The 19,240-nt window shown below is 65.4% G+C and carries 18 protein-coding genes and 1 tRNA gene; 10 read left to right on the forward strand and 9 right to left on the reverse strand.

All coding sequences use genetic code 11. The annotated features are described in order from the left end of the window. The first annotated feature begins 331 nt into the window (after positions 1 to 331). From ompA to ACMHYJ_RS10970, 5 genes are all read left to right on the forward strand, one after another. On the forward strand, positions 332 to 904 hold the full coding sequence (gene ompA, locus ACMHYJ_RS10950) for an outer membrane protein OmpA (protein ID WP_414246212.1): 573 nt from the start codon (positions 332 to 334) through the stop codon (positions 902 to 904). 89 nt (positions 905 to 993) lie between these two features. After that, the gene (gene ubiG, locus ACMHYJ_RS10955; protein WP_414246213.1) at positions 994 to 1,701 is read left to right on the forward strand and encodes a bifunctional 2-polyprenyl-6-hydroxyphenol methylase/3-demethylubiquinol 3-O-methyltransferase UbiG; all 708 of its coding nucleotides are present in this window, start codon (positions 994 to 996) and stop codon (positions 1,699 to 1,701) included. Between the two features lie 3 nt (positions 1,702 to 1,704). After that, the gene (locus tag ACMHYJ_RS10960) at positions 1,705 to 2,367 is read left to right on the forward strand and encodes an HAD-IA family hydrolase (RefSeq protein ID WP_414246214.1); all 663 of its coding nucleotides are present in this window, start codon (positions 1,705 to 1,707) and stop codon (positions 2,365 to 2,367) included. A 96-nt stretch (positions 2,368 to 2,463) separates the two neighbouring features. Continuing rightward, positions 2,464 to 3,447: a diaminopimelate dehydrogenase gene (locus ACMHYJ_RS10965; RefSeq protein WP_414246215.1), complete on the forward strand. Its 984-nt coding sequence runs from the start codon at positions 2,464 to 2,466 to the stop codon at positions 3,445 to 3,447. Positions 3,448 to 3,504: 57 nt separating this feature from the next. Beyond that, complete coding sequence (locus ACMHYJ_RS10970; protein WP_414246216.1) at positions 3,505 to 4,068, forward strand: DUF924 family protein; 564 nt, start codon at positions 3,505 to 3,507, stop codon at positions 4,066 to 4,068. Here the strand turns inward: ACMHYJ_RS10970 and ACMHYJ_RS10975 are convergent. Next, a complete protein-coding gene (locus ACMHYJ_RS10975) occupies positions 4,058 to 4,978 on the reverse strand; it encodes a DMT family transporter (RefSeq protein WP_414246217.1) in 921 nt (306 codons plus the stop codon). The genes ACMHYJ_RS10970 and ACMHYJ_RS10975 overlap by 11 nt on opposite strands. Before the next feature lie 155 nt (positions 4,979 to 5,133). On the opposite strand from ACMHYJ_RS10975, the gene ACMHYJ_RS10980 reads away from it, so the two are divergent. Beyond that, positions 5,134 to 5,478 carry a carboxymuconolactone decarboxylase family protein gene (locus ACMHYJ_RS10980; protein ID WP_414246218.1) on the forward strand — a complete coding sequence of 115 codons (345 nt, stop codon included), beginning with the start codon at positions 5,134 to 5,136 and terminating at the stop codon, positions 5,476 to 5,478. A gap of 28 nt (positions 5,479 to 5,506) precedes the next feature. Here ACMHYJ_RS10980 and ACMHYJ_RS10985 read toward each other — a convergent pair whose 3' ends face one another. Together ACMHYJ_RS10985 and ACMHYJ_RS10990 are read right to left on the reverse strand one after the other, a co-directional pair. After that, positions 5,507 to 6,295, reverse strand: a complete 789-nt coding sequence (locus tag ACMHYJ_RS10985; RefSeq protein ID WP_414246219.1) for a biotin/lipoate A/B protein ligase family protein — start codon at positions 6,293 to 6,295, stop codon at positions 5,507 to 5,509. Beyond that, complete coding sequence (locus ACMHYJ_RS10990) at positions 6,292 to 6,597, reverse strand: biotin--protein ligase (protein WP_414246220.1); 306 nt, start codon at positions 6,595 to 6,597, stop codon at positions 6,292 to 6,294. Before ACMHYJ_RS10990 ends, ACMHYJ_RS10985 begins: the two co-directional genes overlap by 4 nt. Before the next feature lie 127 nt (positions 6,598 to 6,724). Between ACMHYJ_RS10990 and ACMHYJ_RS10995 the strand changes: the two genes are divergently transcribed. Next, entirely contained in the window at positions 6,725 to 8,299 is a 1,575-nt protein-coding gene (locus ACMHYJ_RS10995; protein WP_414246221.1) for an MDR family MFS transporter, read from the forward strand. A gap of 49 nt (positions 8,300 to 8,348) precedes the next feature. Here ACMHYJ_RS10995 and ACMHYJ_RS11000 read toward each other — a convergent pair whose 3' ends face one another. After that, positions 8,349 to 8,702, reverse strand: a complete 354-nt coding sequence (locus ACMHYJ_RS11000; RefSeq protein WP_414246222.1) for a hypothetical protein — start codon at positions 8,700 to 8,702, stop codon at positions 8,349 to 8,351. Between the two features lie 192 nt (positions 8,703 to 8,894). On the opposite strand from ACMHYJ_RS11000, the gene ACMHYJ_RS11005 reads away from it, so the two are divergent. Both ACMHYJ_RS11005 and ACMHYJ_RS11010 read left to right on the forward strand, forming a co-directional pair. After that, the gene (locus ACMHYJ_RS11005; protein ID WP_414246223.1) at positions 8,895 to 10,742 is read left to right on the forward strand and encodes an SLC13 family permease; all 1,848 of its coding nucleotides are present in this window, start codon (positions 8,895 to 8,897) and stop codon (positions 10,740 to 10,742) included. A 9-nt stretch (positions 10,743 to 10,751) separates the two neighbouring features. Next, entirely contained in the window at positions 10,752 to 11,813 is a 1,062-nt protein-coding gene (locus ACMHYJ_RS11010) for a hypothetical protein (protein ID WP_414246224.1), read from the forward strand. Between the two features lie 485 nt (positions 11,814 to 12,298). Here ACMHYJ_RS11010 and ACMHYJ_RS11015 read toward each other — a convergent pair. Next, positions 12,299 to 12,389, reverse strand: a tRNA-Ser gene (locus ACMHYJ_RS11015). A 51-nt stretch (positions 12,390 to 12,440) separates the two neighbouring features. Next, the gene (gene serS / locus ACMHYJ_RS11020) at positions 12,441 to 13,781 is read right to left on the reverse strand and encodes a serine--tRNA ligase (protein WP_414246225.1); all 1,341 of its coding nucleotides are present in this window, start codon (positions 13,779 to 13,781) and stop codon (positions 12,441 to 12,443) included. A gap of 213 nt (positions 13,782 to 13,994) precedes the next feature. Between serS and ACMHYJ_RS11025 the strand changes: the two genes are divergently transcribed. Next, a complete protein-coding gene (locus ACMHYJ_RS11025; protein ID WP_414246226.1) occupies positions 13,995 to 14,633 on the forward strand; it encodes a HutD family protein in 639 nt (212 codons plus the stop codon). A gap of 105 nt (positions 14,634 to 14,738) precedes the next feature. Here the strand turns inward: ACMHYJ_RS11025 and ACMHYJ_RS11030 are convergent, their stop codons facing one another. Genes ACMHYJ_RS11030 through ACMHYJ_RS11040 form a run of 3 tightly spaced genes read right to left on the reverse strand, consistent with a single transcriptional unit; the run spans position 14,739 to position 19,226 of the window. Beyond that, on the reverse strand, positions 14,739 to 16,172 hold the full coding sequence (locus ACMHYJ_RS11030) for a replication-associated recombination protein A (RefSeq protein WP_414246227.1): 1,434 nt from the start codon (positions 16,170 to 16,172) through the stop codon (positions 14,739 to 14,741). Continuing rightward, entirely contained in the window at positions 16,172 to 16,873 is a 702-nt protein-coding gene (gene lolA, locus ACMHYJ_RS11035; RefSeq protein WP_414246228.1) for an outer membrane lipoprotein chaperone LolA, read from the reverse strand. The genes ACMHYJ_RS11030 and lolA overlap by 1 nt, the downstream gene beginning before the upstream one ends. Before the next feature lies 1 nt (position 16,874). Then, positions 16,875 to 19,226 carry a DNA translocase FtsK gene (locus ACMHYJ_RS11040; RefSeq protein ID WP_414246229.1) on the reverse strand — a complete coding sequence of 784 codons (2,352 nt, stop codon included), beginning with the start codon at positions 19,224 to 19,226 and terminating at the stop codon, positions 16,875 to 16,877. Positions 19,227 to 19,240: the final 14 nt, after the last annotated feature.

The raw sequence follows: 19,240 nt of genomic DNA on the forward strand, positions 1-19,240 counted from the left end.
TCGCTGATTCTATCATCCACACAGAGAGATGAAGCCTGCCGCCAGGCCGGGCCGCATGCCGCGCCACCCGGCCCAGGCGTTGCGAAAATCCCACATCTGGACAGCCGGCCCGCGCAAAATCCTCCACAGAGTGCCGCACCAAGCCGCCAACACTTAACCCAGGCGCTAAAAATGCCTTAAGATTTCGGCTAACACGCACCAAACCCAGCGCAATAGACAGTTTTCGAACTAAATTTCGAACTAAACATTGCTATACTGGAAATGTTCTATCGAGATGCGGCGGGGGTTCGCTGCGGTCACTTTCAAGCATCATGCTCAAACGAGGAGAAACATGAACAAACCCTCCAAAATCGCTATTGGACTCGCCATCGCTGCCATGGCTGCCGTGGGTACCGCGTCGGCTTCCGACAACTGGACCAACGTCGACGGCCATGTCTGGAAAGATGCAAGCGGTGAAAACTGCTGGCGCGATGCTTTCTGGACGCCCGCCACTGCCGCCAACGAATTCTGCGGCCTGCCGGTCGCACAATCCGAAGTCGTTGCGCCGACGGCCAGCAAGATCGTCCTTAACGCCGACACCTTCTTCGACTTCGACAAATCCAACCTGAAACCCGAAGGCAAGCAAGTTCTCGATCAAGTCGCCCAACAGGCCCAATCGATGAATCTGGAAACCATCATCGCTGTGGGCTACACCGACTCCATCGGCACCGAAGCCTACAACCTGAAGCTGTCCGATCGCCGCGCCGCCTCCGTGAAGCAATACCTGATCAGCAAGGGCGTGCCCGCTGACCGTGTCTACACCGAGGGCAAGGGCGAAGCCGACCCGGTTGCCACCAACAAGACCCGCGAAGGCCGTGCGCAAAACCGCCGCGTGGAAATCGAAATCGTCGGCACCCGCAAGTAATTCTTCCGGTCTCACGGTTTGCTGCGTCCACGACGCAGCAGTATTCAGGGCTCCGCGCACGCGGGGCCTTGTTTTTTTGGATTCCGCCCATGCAAACAGTCAACGCCAGCACCGCAGAGCTGGACAAATTCGGCGCCCTGGCCTCCAACTGGTGGGACCCCCAGGGCGATCTGAAGACCCTGCACGATATCAACCCCTTGCGCATCGACTGGATACGCGGCCAGGCAGGCGGCCTGCACGACCGCAAAGTGCTGGACGTCGGCTGCGGCGGCGGTCTGCTGACCGAGGCCATGGCCGCCGAGGGCGCGCACGTCACGGGCATCGACCTGGCCAAGCCATCGCTGCAGGTCGCGCGCCTGCATGGGCACGAATCCGGTATCTCCGTGCAGTACGAGTGCGCCAGTGCCGAAGACTACGCCAGCCGCCACCCGGGCGCCTTCGACCTGGTCACCTGCATGGAATTGCTGGAACACGTGCCGGATCCCGCCGCCATCGTCCAGGCCTGCGCCACCCTGGTGCGCCCGGGCGGGCTGGTGTGTTTTTCCACCCTGAACCGCAACCCGAAATCCTTTGCCTTGGCCATCGTGGCCGCCGAATACCTGCTGCGCATGGTGCCCCGGGGCACGCACGACTATCGGCAGTTCATCACGCCCAGCGAACTGGCGGCCGCCGCCCGCCGGGCGGGGCTGGACGTCACCCAACTGAGCGGCATGCAATACCACCCCCTCACCCGCCTGTATCAGCTCAGTGCCGATACAGGCGTCAATTATTTCATGGCGGCGCGGCGCCCGGATTGAGTCATGTCCACCCATCTGATTCTGTTTGATTTCGACGGCACCCTGGCCGATACGGCGCCGGATCTGGCGGCCGCCGCCAATCGGCAGCGCGCATACCGGGGCCTGCCCGCCCTGCCCTACGAAGCCCTGCGGCCGCACGCGTCCCACGGCGCCCGCGGCCTGCTGAAGGCCGCCCTGGGGCTGGATCCCGGCACCGATGCCTATGACCGCTGCAAGGCGCAATTCCTGGAAGACTACGCCCAGGGCATGCTGGAACAAGCCTGCCTGTTCCCGGGAGTCCAGGCGCTGCTGGGCCAGCTGGATCAGGCCGGCATGGCCTGGGGCATCGTCACCAACAAGGTTGAATACCTGGCGCTGCCCATGGTGCGGCACCTGGGCCTGCAAGACCGCTGCCGGGTCACCGTGGGCGGCGACACCACCCCCTACACCAAGCCCCACCCCGAACCCCTGCTGCACGCGGCGCGGCTGGCGGGGTTCGACCCCGGCCGATGCCTGTACGCGGGCGATGATCTGCGCGACATCCAGGCGGGCAAGGCCGCCGGCATGGCCACCGTGGCAGCCGCCTACGGCTATTGCGCCGACGACCCGGCCGACTGGGCCGCCGACGCCATCGCCCAGCGGCCCGCCGACCTCTGGGCGATCATCCAGCAGTGGGCCCGGGCCTGACGGCCCCGCCGCCCCACCCCCCCGCCTTCCGCCGGCTGGCCGGTACAATAAAACCGGCGTTCGTCGCCGCTTCTCCAGACCAGAAAAAGGAATTCCATGGCCTCATCCCCCATCCGCATCGGCATCGCCGGCTACGGCAACCTTGGCCGCGGCGCTCAGGCCGCCATCGCCCAACACCCGGACATGCAATTGGTCGGCATTTTCAGCCGCCGCGCTCCGGCGGCGCTGGCCCAGTCCGCCGTGCCCGTGTGGCCGCTGGATGAGGCGGCCGCGCACCGCGACGACATTGATGTGCTGATCCTGTGCGGCGGGTCGAAAGAAGACCTGCCCGTCCAGGGCCCCCGGCTGGCCCAATGGTTCACCACGGTCGACAGCTTCGACACCCACGCCCGCATCCCGGAATACTTCGATGCGCTGGATCACGCCGCCCGGGCCGGCGGCCAGGTGTCGATCCTGGCGGTGGGCTGGGATCCGGGCCTGTTTTCGATCAACCGCCTGATGGGCGAAGCCATCCTGCCCCAGGGCGGCACATATACTTTCTGGGGCAAAGGGTTGAGCCAGGGGCATTCGGACGCCATCCGGCGCGTGCCCGGTGTGGCCGCCGGGGTGCAATACACAATCCCCGTGGATCAGGCCGTGCAGCGCGTGCGGGCGGGCGAACAGCCCCGGCTCGGCACCCGCGAAAAACACACCCGGGTGTGCTACGTGGTGCTGCAGCCCGACGCCGATGCCCAGCAGGTGCGGCAGGCCATCACCAGCATGCCGGATTATTTCGCCGACTACGACACCACCGTGCATTTCATCGACGCCGATACGCTGCAACGCGAACACTCTGGCATGCCGCACGGCGGCTTCGTCATCCGCAGCGGGGTCTCCGGCCAGGACGACGCCCAGGTGATGGAATACTCGCTCAAGCTGGCCAGCAACCCCGGGTTCACGTCCAGCGTGCTGGTGGCCTATGCCCGGGCGGCCTGGCGCCTGAAGCAGGCCGGAGAAACCGGCGCGCGCAGCGTATTCGACGTGGCGCCCGGCCTGCTGTCGCCCAAATCCGCCGCCGACCTGCGCCGCGAACTGCTGTGATTCCCCGAAGCGGCCCGCCCCGGCGGACCGCGCCGGCCACCCGACAGGAGCCCTCCGATGACCCATCCCCCCCAAACAGCGACCCCCGCGATGGCCGACGCGCAAGCCGTCGTCGACTTCTGGCTGGCCGCCGGCCCCCAGAAATGGTTTGCCAAAGACACGCACTTCGATGCGGAATTCCGCCAGCGCTTCCAGGAGGCCCACTTTGCCGCCGCCCGGCAAGCGCTGACGCACTGGCTGCGGCAGCCGCAATCGGCCCTGGCCCTGATCCTGCTGCTGGATCAATACCCCCGCAACGCCTTCCGGGATACCGGACACATGTTCGCCACCGATGGGCTGGCGCTGGCCTATGCCCGCCAAAGCCTGGCGCACCTGGGCCAGTTCGCGCCCGAACTGCGTAATTTCATCCTGCTGCCCTACATGCATGCCGAGGATCTCCCCACCCAGGACGAAGCCCTGGCGCTTTACCGGGAACACGCGCCGGAAGCCATGCCCTGGGCCCAGGTGCACCGCGACGTCATCGCGCAGTTCGGGCGGTTTCCGCACCGCAACCCGGCCCTGGGGCGGCAAACCACCCCCGAAGAACAGGCCTTCCTGGATCAAGGCGGCTTCAGCGGTTAAAGGCGCGCCAATGGGCATACCAGCCATACCCGCTCAGCAGCACCACCCCCAGCACCACCAACAAAGCCCCGAATAAAAAGCCTTTGCCGATGGGTTCGCCCAGCAGCCAGGCACCCAGCACGACGCCGAACAGCGGGGTCAGAAAGGAAAACACCCCCAGCCTGGATGCCAGGTATCTGCGCAGCAGCCAGAACCAGGTCAGGTAGCTGGCCACAGCGACAAAAAGGATCTGGAACGTCAGGCTGGCCCAGACCAGGGGAGTGGCATTGAAATGCGCCTGTCCCAGGGCGAAAGCGGACAGCAGCAGCCAGGCGGCGCCGACCACCAGTTGGTACATCAGGGTTTGGCTGGCGGGCAGTTCGGACAGGCGGGTGACCCGCACCACCACCGTGGTCGCCCCCCAGGCGGCCCCGCCCAGCAGCGCCAGGAAATCCCCCAGCAACATGGCCGGCGCCAGGGAAACCGGCCCGGATTCACGCACCAGGAACGCCAGCCCCACGCCGGCAAAGGCCAAGACCACCCCCAGCCACTGCAACGGCGCCAAGCGCTCTTCGGGCAATTTCCAATGCAGGCCCAGGGCGGCAAAGATCGGGGCGGTATACAACAGCACCACGGCATGGCCCGCTGTCGTGAAGCGCAGGCTTTCGCCCAGGAGAATGAACTCCAGGGCATACAGGGAGCCGGCAAGCACGCCCGGCTTCCAGCAGCGCAGCGCCGCCCCCGGGGCGGGGCCGCGCCACGCCATCAGAAGCCCCACCAGCAAGGCGCCGCCCACCGTGCGCGCGGCAATCTGGTATACCGGGGAAAAATCGGCGGCAGTGGCCTTGAGGGCGATTTGCTGCATGGCCCAGATCAGGCACAGCAACAGCATGGTGCCGCCGGCCAGGGCGTCCATCGGTTTGCGCTTCATGGCGGGTCGGAGATCCGGTGATCGATGACCCCCGCATTGTAGAGGGCAGCGCCTCGTCCTGGCGGCCAATGGGCTTGCCGGCAGCAGGGAGACCCCTGCCCCGATCACTCGGCCGGGTCTATCATGGATAGCCGTCCCACACACAGGAGTCGCTGATGTCCGATACGCCGATGTTTCCCCCAATCACCCCGGAACTGGCCAAAAAACGCGCCGAACTCGCCCCGGAACCCCTGGCGGCCTTCAAGGCGTTCAGCAAGGCGGTGTTCGCCCCGGGCGCCCTGGACGCCAAGACCAAACAGCTGATCGCCGTGGCCGTCGCGCACGTGACCCAATGCCCCTATTGCATCAAAGGCCACACTGAGGGGGCCACGCGGGCGGGGGCCTCGGGGGCCGAGATCATGGAAGCCATCTGGGTGGCGGCCGAAATGCGCGCGGGCGGAGCCTACGCGCACGCCACCCTGGCGCTGCAGACCCTGGAAAGCCTGCACACGCACAAATAGCAAGCACCCAACCGCACCGCGCCCCGATCTACGGCACCTTGGCCAGCCAAGCCTCGGTGCCGAACTTTTCTTCGATCAGCCGCCCGGCGGCGGCCAGCTCGGCGGGTTTCAGGGTGTCGTCGCGCAAGCCATTGCGCCGCCTGAAGGTCTCCAGCATCCGTTGGATGATGGCCTCGCGCGCCAGGCCGGTCTGGCTGCGCAGGGGATCCACCCGTTTGGCGGCCGATGCGGTGCCTTTGTCGGACAGTTTCTCGCGGCCGATGCGCAGCACCCGCACCATTTTGTCGGCATCCATGTCGTAGGCCATGGTGACGTGGTGCAGGACCGCCCCGCCGCGGCGGGCCTGGGCGGCGCCGCCGATTTTCCCGCCCTCGGAGGTGATGTCGTTCAACGGCTGATACCAGGCCTTGATGCCCAGTTCCGCCAAAGCCTGCAGCACGAAGCTGTCCATATAGGCATAAGCCTCATGAAAACTCATGCCTTCGATCAGGGACAAGGGCGCGTACAAAGAATACGTAATGGTGTCGCCGGGTTCGACGAACATGGCGCCGCCCCCGCTGATGCGACGCACCACCTGGATGCCGTGCGCCTGGGCCTGGCGGGCATCGACCTCGTTCTTGAGCGACTGGAAAATGCCGATCACCACGGCGGGCGCCGCCCATTCCCAGATCCGCAACGTGGGCGGCCGGCGGCCGGCGGCCACTTCGTCCAGCAATACCTGATCCAGGGCCATGTGCTGCAGCGGCTGCAGCGGTTCGGGGTGCAGCAAGCGCCAATTAAAGTCCGACCATTGGCTGCGGGCGGCGGCGGCCGTCATGCCAGCGCCCGCTGGATCACGACCGCGATGCCTTCGGGCGTCAGGCCGAACATCTGCGCATCCGCCGGCAAGGCCGCCTGCACGGCCCGGGCCAGTGCCTGGGCATCGGTATCGGCCGCCAGGCCTTCCAGGGCGGCATTGATGCGATCCAGGGCCTCGGGCGGTTCGAGGAAAAAATCACCCGACACGCTGACCTGCGCCAGACGGCCGTCCCGCACCCGCAGGTCGACCACGACCAGCTTGCCGCCGGGGATCTTGTATTCGCCATGGCCCGACCGGGGGCCGCCTGTTTGCTGAGTCATGCGGTTTCCTGTGGTGAAGCGCGGTTCCCTGTGCTGAAGCCTCCTATTATGCCGCCTGCCGGGTCGCCCGCGCCACGATCTCCCTGTCGGCAACGCGCTAACATAGTGCACCCGGTTCCATTGACCCATGATGCAAACACCCCATCCCATCCCGGCGGCACCGCCCACTCCGGCCGCCCCAGACGGCGGCGCCGCGCCGGACGCGGGCCGCAGCGACACGGCACGGCCGATCCCGCATCGCGGCTGGATTCTGGCCGCCCTGATGCTGGCCATGTCCCTGGCCGCCATGGACATCACCATCGTCGCCACGGTGATTCCGCAGATCGTGGGCGATCTGGGCGGATTCGAGCACTTCAGCTGGCTGTTCTCCATTTACCTGCTGGCGCAGACCATCACCATCCCCCTCTATGGCAAGCTGGCCGATCTTTACGGCCGCAAGCCCGTGCTGGTCGGCGGCTCCGCCGTGTTCCTGCTGGGTTCGGCCGCCTGCGCGCTGGCCTGGGGCATGGTGCCCCTTATCGTCTTCCGCGCACTGCAGGGCCTGGGCGCGGGCGCCATCATGGCCACGGTCAACACCCTGGCGGGCGACCTGTATTCCACGCGCGAACGAGCCCGGGTTCAGGGCTGGCTATCCAGCGTCTGGGGCATCGCCGCCATCGTCGGCCCCACCCTGGGCGGCGCCTTCGCCGAATACGCCAGCTGGCGCTGGGTGTTCCTGATCAACCTGCCCATCGGCCTGGCGGCCATTTTCCTGATTGGCCGGTACTTGCACGAAACCACGTCCAGCCATGCGCACCGCATCGACTACACCGGCGCCATTCTGATGATGCTGGCGGGTTCCCTCGGGGTGTTCGGCCTGCTGCAAGGCGGCAATGCCTGGGCCTGGTCTTCGCCAGCCAGCGTGATCACGTTCGGGCTGGCCGGCATCCTGATCCTGGCCACCATCGCCCACGAACGCGCGGCGGCCGAACCCATCATGCCGGGCTGGGTCTGGCGCAACCGGGTCATGCTGGGATCCAACCTGGGGGTGCTGGGCATGGGCCTGGTGATGATGGCCCCGGGCACCTATCTGCCGGTCTACGCCCAATCGGTCATGGGGTTGGGCCCCATCAGCGCCGGCCTGGTGCTGGCCAGCATGAGCCTGGGCTGGGTCAGCGCCTCGGCCTGGTCCGGCCACCTGTATCTGCGCTTCGGTTTCCGCGATACGGCTCTGTTTGGCGGCGTGCTGATCCTGCTGGCCGTGGTGTGGTTCGCGTGGCTGCCGCCCCGGCCCGCCACCTGGCTGGTGACGGCCAACCAGATCTTGCTGGGGGCGGGCTTCGGGATGCTGTCGACCCCATTGCTGGTGGGCGTGCAGTCGATCGTCCCCTGGCACCAGCGGGGCGTGGCCACCAGCGCCAACATGTGGTCGCGCTACCTGGGGCAAAGCCTGGGGGCCGCCGTCGTGGGCGCGCTGTTCAACAATGCCATGCAATCGCTGATGCAAACCGCGCCCGCCACCCTGGAAGCCCCCCTGCCGGCGGCCCGGGACGTGATGAGCGTGCTGCAAAGCAGCCCGGCTGCCTCGGCCCTGCACCAGTACCTGCTGACGGTGTTCGACAGCGCCACGCATCAGGTTTATGTGGGCATGATCTGGGTGGCCGTGCTGACCTTGCTGGCGATACTGCTGGTGCCCAGGCACCCGCCCATGCCGCAAACCTGAGAGCCGCGCAGGCAGGCGGCCATCCTGGCCCCGAAACCGGCGGCCGGCTTTATTTTCTGGGCTGCGGGCCCCGATAGTGCGGCATGCCCGGCACGCGGGGGGGATCAGCCTGCGTGTCGTCGGGGCTTTTCCGCGCGCCAATGCGCGTCAGGCCATACAGCACCAGCACCCAGAACACCAGACTGGATCCCGTGGCCAGCAAGCCGTGGAAGCTGGCATACCCCGTTGCCGCAGACGCCTGGATGCCCAAGGCATCGGCAAGCCAGGGGAGATTGCCCAGGGCTTCGGTCAATAGACGCCCGGGCAGGCTGAAACCCCATTTCAGGGCGTCCAGGACTTCCCAGCCGGCGACGGCCCCGTTGCCATCGACATCCAATACAAAATGCAGGGCTTGGATAGACATGAAGGCCTCCGACAATTTGCAGTGACTGATCCTGTATTCACTATATGCGTTTTGCCGATGGCCGACAATGCCCCCGGTTCAAGCGGCTGCCCAAACGGCTGCCCAAGCGGCCGCCGGGACGGGAGGAATCCCTACAGACCCGGCCCGGGCGATGATGTTACAGTGGCGCAAACATCAAATCTTCGGGTTTCCATGCAGGTAGACCAACTCGCTGCCGCCATCCAGTCGCACCCGCTGCTCAACGGGCTGGCCCGCCTGGATCGCGCCCGTCTGCTGGCCGCGGCCGAGCCCTGCCGCTTTGCCGACCAGGACTTGATCTACCAGGCCGGGCAGTCGGCACAACACTACTATTGGATACTGGACGGCCAGGTTCAGTTAAGCCCCGCCGCAGCCCCCGTGCTGCTGTCGGCCAACCAGGGTTTTGGCAACGAAGCCTTCGCCGACCAGCTGCCCACGCCCGCCACCTACCTGACGGACGCCCGGGCGCTGGGGGACGTACAGGCCGTGCGCGTGCCGCGCGGGCTGCTGGGTGAACTCTCGGGGCGCCTCCCCAGCCTGAAATCAGCCGCGCTGATGGCGCTGGCGACCCGGCTGGGCGACCTCCCGGCGGCATCCATCACGCCCGCCGCCAAGCCGGCCACAGCCACCCTGCCGCTCAAGCAGCGCATCGGCTGGCCCACGGCCCTGGTGCTGCCGCCTTGCATCTGGTGGCTGGCGGATCAGGCCGGGCTGCCCCCGCAAGGGGCGGTATACCTGGGGCTGTTTTCCCTGACCGCCCTGATGTGGCTGTTTTCCCTGGTCGACGAATTCATCCCGCCGATCCTGGCCGTGGTGGCGATGCTTTTCATCAACCTGGTTCCCGCCGAGGTCGCCCTGCACGGCTTCTATTCACGCACTTTCCTGCTGCTGCTGGGGGTCTATGCCCTGGCGGCGGTGGTGGTCAGTTCCGGCCTGGCCTACCGGCTGATGCTGTGGGTGCTGGTGCGCCTGCCGGACTCCGCATTCTGGCACCGGGCGGCCCTGACGCTGTTCGGCTTCTTGCTGTCGATCGTGATGCCGTCATCCAATGCGCGCCTGACACTGCTGCTGCCCCTGTACCGGGAAATGGATCAAAGCCTGGGCGCGCGGGCCCAAGGCCCTCAGGCCAGCGCGCTGATGATCGCGGTGTTTACGGGGGCCACCTTGTTTTCCCCCCTGCTGCTGACTGCGAAATCATCCAACCTGGCGGCTTTCACCATGATGCCGTCGCAGATCCGCAGCGAATTCCAGGGGCTCGCCTGGCTGGTGGGCGCCGCCGTGGTGGCGCTGGGCCTGTTGGCCACGCACCTGCTGGTGATGCGCTTCCGGTTTCGCGCCGAGCCAAGCCGCCCTCTGCCCGCGCAGCGCATCCATGCCCAGATCCGGCTGCTGGGGCCCTGGCGGCCGCCCGAATGGGTGGCCGCCATCGCTTTCGTGGTGTTCTTGCTGGGAGCCACGATTCCCCAATGGCACCAGTCGCAAACGGCCTGGCTGGCCGGCCTGATCCTGGTGGGCCTGCTGCTGATGGGCTTGTTCAACAAGGGCAGCTTCAAGACCCAGATCGACTGGCCCCTGATTTTTTTCCTGCTCAGTCTGGACGGCCTGACCGAGGCCATGCAGTACCTCAAGCTGGACGACCTGATGATCGAGGCCATCGGCGGCCATCTGCAATGGGTGAACGGCAGTCTGGCTTGGTTCATCCTGCTGGCGCTGATCGTCACGGTCGGGCTGCGGCTGGTGCTGCCCCTGACCGCCGGTATGATCCTGGCCGTCACCCTTTTGATGCCCGTCGGCCTCAATCAGGGCATACACCCCTGGCTGGTGGTGTTCCTGGCCTCTTTGTTTTCAGACATCTGGTTCATGCCGCACCAAAACTCCGCCTTGCAGCAGGCCATCGGGGCGGGCTTGCACACCCGCTGCAATGAAACCGCTTTCTTCCACTACGCCTGGTGGCTGAATCCCCTGCGCGTCGCGCTGGCCTATGCCTCCATCCCCTATTGGCAGTGGCTGGGCTTGTACTGAGGGGACGCCATGAAAAACCGACTGGCCGTGATCTGCGCAGGGATATTGGCGGTGCTGCTGCTGGCATCCCTGGTGGGGTTCAATCACCAAAAACCCAAGCTCCTGGTATTGCACGGATTTTCCGAAGAAGGCCCCTGGGAGCAGGCCTTCGATGCCGGATTCCGGCGCGAACTCGACCGCCATCTGCAGCCGCTGTTCACGCGCTGGCGCTACATGATGTATTCCCAATACCTCAGCCCCCGGCAATGGGCCGCCGCCAGCCAGCGCAGCCGCGAACTCATCGACAGCTGGCGGCCGGACGTCGTGGTCGCCGTGGGCGAAGAAGCCCAAGACTATGTCGGCCGTCATTACGCGGGGGCCGCCGCGCCGAAAATCATCTATGCCATCAGCGAAGACCCGCAGCAATTCGGCTATCCCGAAGCCGCCAACGTGACCGGGGTGCATGAAATCCTGCCCCTCGACGAGATCGTGGACATCCTGCAGTTTCTCGGGGATCAGCCGCAGCGCATCCGCGCCATCGGGATCAACGACCTCACCGGGCGGGCCGAAGCCCTGCAGGTGCAGGCGCACGACTGGGGGAAGCACCATTTCCTGGGCGTCGACCTGGTCACGGATTACATGGATTGGCAAAAGCAGGTGCAAGCCCTGGCGGAGCAGGCGGACATCCTGCTGGTGTTGAGCACCGGCGGCCTGTCAATCTCACCGGATCAGCAAGAAGACATCAACCCGCTGATCCTGGCCGACTGGACCGAGCGCCACGCCAAGCCCTTGCCGATCGGCATCCGGGAATCGTTCGTGATCGGTGGCGGCAGCCTGGCGGTGGTGCCTTCGCCCGGCGGCTTGGGGGAACAAACCGCCCGCCTGGCGCTGAAAGCCCTGAAACCGGGCCAGACCCTGCCGCCCCCCGAGGACAGCCAGGATTACCTGATCGCCCTGCGCCCCGCCCAACTGGCCGGACGGGGCCTGCGCCTGCCATCCATCTACGTGCAATCGGCCCGGAATTCCCATACGCTGTACCCGCAGCGCACCGCCGGCGACAGCCACGCCGACGGTAGTGCCGTGCTGCACTGAGGCCCGGTTGATCGTGCTCAGTGCATTGACGTCACCCACTTGCTGCTGATGTCGAAAGACTACAAGCAGATCAACGCATACCGATATGGCAGTCAGCCGGGTGAGCGGGACTATATTGAGAGGAGAGCACAGCTGGCGAAATGACTGCAGGCATGCCATGATAAGCAACGCCGAAGGCTTGAACACCACCAAGGCCGAAGCGGAGATCGCAAAGCTGATGGCAGAAACCAGCAAGCGAATCCTGGGCAGAAATCCCGGATAGCGAAGAATGGCGATTCGGCGCTCTACTTTATCTTGCCGTTCATGCTTGCTCTGAAGGGATATGCTTGAAATGGTGATGAAGTACGCCCACACCTGGCACCAAGCCACCTTGAGGCCCACGCTGGTGCGGTCACGTTTTGGACACATGAGGCCGAAACGAAAAAAGAAAACGGCATCCAGGATTGCAACCCGAATGCCGTAGCAGCTTGATTTTATTTATATTCTGGCGGACAGGGTGGGATTCGAACCCACGGTGCGCTATAAACGCACGCCTGATTTCGAGTCAGGTACATTCGACCACTCTGCCACCTGTCCGGCTTTGACTGCGGTCAAGCTGCGCATTCTAACATAGAATCTGGATCGCCATCAGGCCGCCTGGATGATTTCCAGTCCCCCCATATAGGGCCGCAGCACGGGCGGGATGACGATGCTGCCATCGGCCTGCTGGTAGTTTTCCAGCACCGCCACCATGGCCCGGCCCACGGCCAGGCCGGAGCCATTGAGTGTATGCAGATATTCGGGCTTGGCCTTGGGGCCTTCGGGGCGGAAGCGCCCCTGCAAACGGCGGGCCTGGAAATCCAGGCAGTTGGAGACCGAGGAGATCTCGCGCCAGGTATTCTGCGCGGGCAGCCACACTTCGAGATCGAAGGTCTTGGCCGAGCCAAACCCCATATCGCCCGCGCACAGCAGCACCACCCGATAGGGCAGGCCCAGGGCCCGCAGGACGTGCTCGGCATGGCCGACCATCTCGTCCAAAGCCGCCCAGGATTGGCTGGGATGGACGATCTGCACCATTTCGACTTTGTCGAACTGGTGCTGGCGGATCAGGCCGCGCAGGTCGCGCCCGCCGCTGCCGGCTTCGGAACGGAAGCACGGCGTATGCGCAGTGAGCTTGATGGGGAGATCCTGGGCGTCGAGGATGCGGTCGCGCACCGTGCCGGTGAGGGGGATTTCAGCGGTGGAGATCAGATAAAGGTCTTCGGCCTGGCCCTCATCGTCCGGTGTGCTGCCCTGCCCGCCTTTGGTGACCCAGAACATATCGTCCTTGAACTTGGGCAACTGGCCCGTGCCGTACAGGGTGGAGCTGTTGACGATATAGGGGGTGTAGCATTCTTGATAGCCGTGCTCGCCGGCCTGGGTATCCAGCATGAACTGCGCCAGGGCGCGATGCAGGCGGGCGATGGGGCCGCGCAGCATCATGAAGCGCGCGCCCACCAGCGCACGGGCAGCGTCGAAATCCAGCCCGAAGGGCTCGGCCAGGGCGACGTGATCGCGGGGCTCGAAGCCCAGCCCGGCAGGGTTGCCCGAGGCGTCGGCCGCCCCCGGCAGCCAGCGGCGTACTTCGACATTCTCGGCCTCGGACGCGCCATCGGGCACACTGTCGTCGGGCAGATTGGGGATGGTCATCAGCCACTGTTGCAACTCGTGCTGGATGGCGCCCAGATCGTGTTCCAGGGCTTTCAGGTGGTCGGGGATGGCCTGGGATTCGGCCAGCACGGCGGAGGCATCTTCGCCACGGGACTTGAGCTGCCCGATCTGCTTGGCCAGAGCGTTGCGGCGGGCCTGCAGTGCTTCGGTCTGCACCTGGACGTCCTTGCGGCGGGCTTCCAGGGCGTGGTAACGGTCTGTGTCGAAAGTCAGGCCGCGGCGGCCCAGGGCGCGCACGACGCGATCCAGGTCTTTGCGCAGCAGATTGGTATCTAGCATGGCGATGAGCGAATAAGGATGAGGCCCGGGACTGGCCCCGGGCGGGATAGACTGAGCCCAGAATACGGACGGGCCAACACCGGAAAACAGGGGCAAGCCGCCCACAATGCCGTTATTGTATTAAATTAAGGTTCCCCTGAATAATCCAGCCGCCGCCCGCCGGGCATCCCGCGCAACACCGCCCGCTTGGCCCGTGGGGCGCGCAACGCCGCCATGCAAGAAACGATACGCCTGATCCCCAGCACCGAATTGATCCCCAGCCCCTGGAAAAACGGGGGTGGCAGCACCCGGCAAATTGCGATTTTCCCGGCAGACGCAGGCATGGATGACTTCATCTGGCGCGTCAGCGCCGCCCAGATCGCCGCCGACGGCCCTTTTTCCTATTGGGAAGACATCGACCGCATCCTGATGCTGACCCATGGCGGGCCATTGCGCCTGACACGCTCCGACACCGGGCAAGACACTCTGCTGGAGACCGGGGCGCGGCTGTATTTCGCCGGCGAAACCCCCTACGACGCCGCGCTGGCGGGTGGCCCGGCGCAGGACTTCAACCTGATGCTGCGCCGCAAGCAAGCCCACGGCTGCGTGGACATGCGCAGCGGCCGGCAAAAGCTGTCCCTGCGCCCGGGCGACACCCTGCTGCACTGCGTGCAGGGCCGATTCCAAACCAGTCTGCCGCCCCACCTGGGCGGCCAGCGGCTGCTGGACACCGGCGATACGCTGCATATCACGCTGGATTACGTGCCATTTTTCGGGCTGGAATTAAGCCCGCTGACGCCGGACGCCCGGCTGGTCGACGCCAGGATCAACCTGTACCCAGCGGCGGCGGCCCGGGTCGAAGGTCGTCCCTGATGCCCGTCCGGTGGCATGTCGGCCGGGAAGCGACACCCACGACAGCGACACAGGCCGCAGCCCAGCAGGCAAGGTGAACTGGGACAATGAACGACAGGCCATGGTTCACTGGCTACCCGCTTCATCATCCCACTTTCTCAACAGGGCCAGCTTCTCGCCGATCTTGATTTCCAGCCCCCTGGGCGTCGGCTGATACCAACCGGGCTCTCCCATGCCATCCGGCAGATAAGTTTCGCCCGCGGCATAGGCATTGGGCTCGTCATGCGCATATCGGTACGCATGGCCATGACCCAGTTCCTTCATGAGCCGGGTCGGCGCATTGCGAAGGTGCACAGGCACTTCCCTGGACTTGTCCTGCTTCACGAAGGCCCTGGCCTGGTTGTAGGCCATGTAACCCGCATTGCTCTTGGCGGCAACAGCCAGATAGATGACGGCTTGGCCCAGCGCCAGTTCGCCTTCAGGACTGCCCAACCGTTCATAGGTCAAGGCCGCATCATTGGCGATCTGCATGGCCCTTGGATCGGCCAGGCCAATGTCTTCCCAGGCCATGCGCACAATCCGCCGAGACAAATACTTGGGATCAGCGCCGCCGTCCAACATCCTTGTCAGCCAATAGAGCGCCGCATCGGGATGAGAGCCGCGAACGGATTTGTGCAAAGCAGAAATCTGGTCATAAAAATTGTCGCCCCCCTTGTCGAAACGCCGGCTGTTCAAAGTCAAGGCATTCTGCACAAAGTCGGCATCAATCCGCGTGACCCCGGCGGCCCCCGCCGCCGTTTGGCACTGTTCCAACAGGTTCAAGAACCGCCTGGCGTCACCATCCGCATAGCCGATGAGGGTTTCAACGGCCAAGTCCGCGAACGCCAGGCCGCCCAAAGCGCCTGCTTCTTGAACCCGCTTCAAGAGCAGATTCAGTTCGTCTTCCGTCAACGACTTCAGCACATAGACTTGCGCCCTGGACAGCAGGGCCGAGTTCACTTCAAAGGAAGGGTTCTCGGTGGTGGCGCCGATGAAAGTGACCAGGCCGCTTTCCGCATAGGGCAGCAGCGCGTCTTGCTGCGACTTGTTGAACCGGTGGATTTCGTCCACAAACAAGAGCGTGTGCTTGCCCATCGCCAGATTCTGTTCCGCCTGCTCCATCGCGGCACGGATGTCCTTGACCCCCGAGAAGACGGCGGACAAGGCGATGAACTCGCATTTGAAGGCCGTTGCAGTCAGCCTGGCCAGGGTAGTCTTGCCTACCCCCGGCGGCCCCCAGAAAATCATGGAATGCGGCTTGCCCGACTGAAACGCCAGGCGCAAGGGCTTGCCCGGGCCCAGCAAATGGGCCTGCCCGATGACGTCGTCCAGGGTGCGGGGGCGCAGGGTTTCAGCCAAGGGCGCATGGGCGGCGGCCGCGGCGGGCACGCCGCCCGCCGCCGGGCCGGACGCGCGCGGCGCAGACCCCCGCCCGCCGCCGCGAAGCAAGCGCTGCCCGGCGGGGGAATCGGCATCGGGCGGCGTCAAGGCATCGCCCAGAAGGTCTACGGGTTCGGCCATCAATCCATCTTGACCAGATCGGCGCCTTCGGGCACCTGGAATTGGAATTGCGCCGCCGGAATGCCAGGATTGGCCTGGATCTGGGAAAACTGGATGCGCGAGGCCTGGCCAAACGCATCCAGGAGTTCCAGACGCCGGGGCAGGCCATCGGCAAAGCCGATGTCGACATGGGTAAAGCCCGCATCCGGGGTCTTGGGGATGGCCCGCAGCCACTGCAGGCCATCGCGGTCGGGCTGGGCCTGCAGATTGAAGGTATCGGCCAGCGTGCCTTCGCCAAACAGCAAAGCGGCCGGCGACGCCCCGATGGCCTGCCCGGCCCGGCGCTGGGTGACCTGTTCCAGGTCGGGGTCGTACTGATACACCTGCCGGCCATCCGAGACAATCAGCTGGGCATAGGGTTGCAAGACTTGCCAGCGAAATTTGCCCGGGCGCTGAAACGCGAACTCGCCCGACTGTACGCGGCTGCCTTGCCCGTCCGGGGTGGCTTGTTCCTGCGTGAAGCGGCCCGTGGCGGATTTCACCTGATCCACGAACGCCTGCAGCTGAACCTGGGCGGTGTCCACGGCCCGGGACTGGCCGGGCAGGGCCAGCAGACTCAGCGCCAACAGCCCGGCGGCCAGCAGGCCAGGGGCACGGCCGCCGCCGGCCCCGGAGCGGATGGCGGGGCCTGGCGCAAGATTGAACAGGGATTTCATCGGCACCTCAGTCTTCCTCGGGTTTGGCAGGCACCAGGATATCCCGGTTGCCGTTGGGTTGCTGCGGGCTGACCAGGCCGGCGTGTTCCATTTGTTCGAGGATGCGCGCGGAGCGGTTGTAGCCAATGCGCAAATTGCGTTGCACAAAAGAGATGGACGCCCGCCGGCTGCGCAGGACGACTTCCACCGCCTGGTCGTACAGGGGATCGTTTTCCTGGTCGGTAAAGCCCGTGACGGAACCGACCCCATCGCCGGTCTCGCCTTCCAGGGTGCCTTCCAGCAGGCCTTCGATGTAGTCGGGCTCGCCGGATTCTTTAAGGGATTCGACCACGCGATGAACCTCGTCGTCGTCCACGAAGGCGCCGTGCACCCGGGTGGCCACGCTGGTGCCGGGCGGCTGATACAGCATGTCGCCCTGGCCCAGCAGGGTTTCAGCCCCCATCTGATCCAGGATCGTGCGGGAGTCGATCTTGGAAGACACTTGGAAGGCGATGCGCGTGGGGATGTTGGCCTTGATCAGACCCGTGATCACATCCACGCTGGGGCGCTGCGTGGCCAGGATCAGGTGGATGCCCGCCGCCCGGGCCTTCTGGGCCAGGCGCGCGATAAGTTCCTCGACCTTCTTGCCCACCACCATCATCAGGTCGGCCAGTTCGTCGATCACCACCACGATCATGGGCAGCGCGTTCAGGGGCTCGGGCGCATCGGGGGTCAGGGAAAACGGGTTGGTCAGGGGCTGGCCCTGCTTTTGCGCCTCGCGCACCTTGGCGTTGAAGCCCGCCAGGTTGCGCACCCCCAGTTTGCTCATCAGCTTGTAGCGCTTTTCCATCTCGGCCACGCACCAGTTGAGCGCATTGGCGGCATGGCGCATATCCGTGACGACGGGCGCCAGCAGGTGCGGGATGCCCTCGTAGACGGACATTTCGAGCATTTTCGGGTCGATCAGGATCAGGCGCACCTGGCTGGCATCGGCCTTGTACAGCAGGGACAGGATCATGGCGTTGATCCCCACGGACTTGCCCGAGCCCGTGGTGCCCGCCACCAGCAAATGGGGCATTTTGGCCAGATCCGCCACCACGGGGTTGCCCGCGATGTCCTTGCCCAGGGCCATGGTCAGCAGCGAGGCGCTGCTGTGGTACACCTGCGATCCGAGGATTTCCGACAGACGCACCATCTGGCGGCGCGGATTGGGGAGTTCGAGCCCCATCAGGTTCTTGCCTGGAATGGTTTCCACCACCCGGATGCGCACCAGACTGAGCGCCCGGGCCAGATCCTTGGCCAGGTTGACGATCTGGCTGCCCTTGACCCCGGTGGCAGGCTCGATTTCGTAGCGGGTGATGACCGGGCCGGACTGGGCGGCAACCACGGTGACATTGACGCCGAAGTCGGACAGTTTCTTTTCGATCAGACGCGAGGTGAATTCGATCGTTTCGGGCGAGACAGTCTCGGGGGCCTGTTCCACCGCATCCAGCAAAGACAGGGCGGGCAGCCCGGCCGCCAGCAGGGGGATTTCCTTGGGCGTAAACAGGGTCTGCTGTTTTTCCTGCTGAACCCGGGGCGACTTGGGCACCGAGGTGACGGTGGGTTCGATGCGCACGGGCTGGTCATGCACCAGCTGCGTCTGGCGGGTTTCGACGATTTCCTCGCGGGCGGCCTTGGCGCTCTGGCCGACCCGGCGGTCTTGCCAGGAATTGCTGAAATCCACCGCGCGGCGCCACGCGGTTTCGAGCAGAAAGCCGACGCGCTCGGAGACATTGAGCCAGGAAAACCCGAAAAACAGGCTGGCGCCCACGACGATGAACGCCAGCAGCAGCAACGTGCCCCCCGCGCTGCCGGCGGTGGCGGACACCAGACCGGCCAGCACATGCCCCAGTTGGCCCCCGGCCCCCGCAGGCAGGGACACGCCCCAGCTTTGCAGGCGCAGGGATTCGATGCCCATGCAGCCCAGGAACAACAGGGTAAAGCCGATGCCGACTTCCCAGCGCACGCGGGGCAGGAGTTCGGGGATCTTGGCGGGCAGCACCACCCGCGTCAGGCGATAGAACCCGGCCACGACGCGGCGCAGCAGCAACAGCACCCAGATCCAGGCGGACAGCCCGCAGAGATAAAGCAGGAGGTCGGCCACATAGGCGCCGAACGTGCCCCCCAGGTTCTGCGTGACCCCGGCATGCACCGAATGCGACCAGCCCGGGTCTGTGGCATGCCAGGTGGCGAGCACCAGAACCAGCCACGCGGCGACCGCCGCCAGCAGAATCCAGCGGGCTTCGCGCAGCAAGCCGCCCAGGCGGGTCTGCAAGGCCGAAGGGCCATTGCGCACATTACGAGTGGAGCGTGGAGAGGTCACCGGAATTCTAGCCATCCCGCCATTATAAT

Origin of the sequence: Castellaniella hirudinis (assembly GCF_047468865.1) — a bacterium.
Lineage (GTDB): Bacteria > Pseudomonadota > Gammaproteobacteria > Burkholderiales > Burkholderiaceae_B > Castellaniella > Castellaniella hirudinis_A.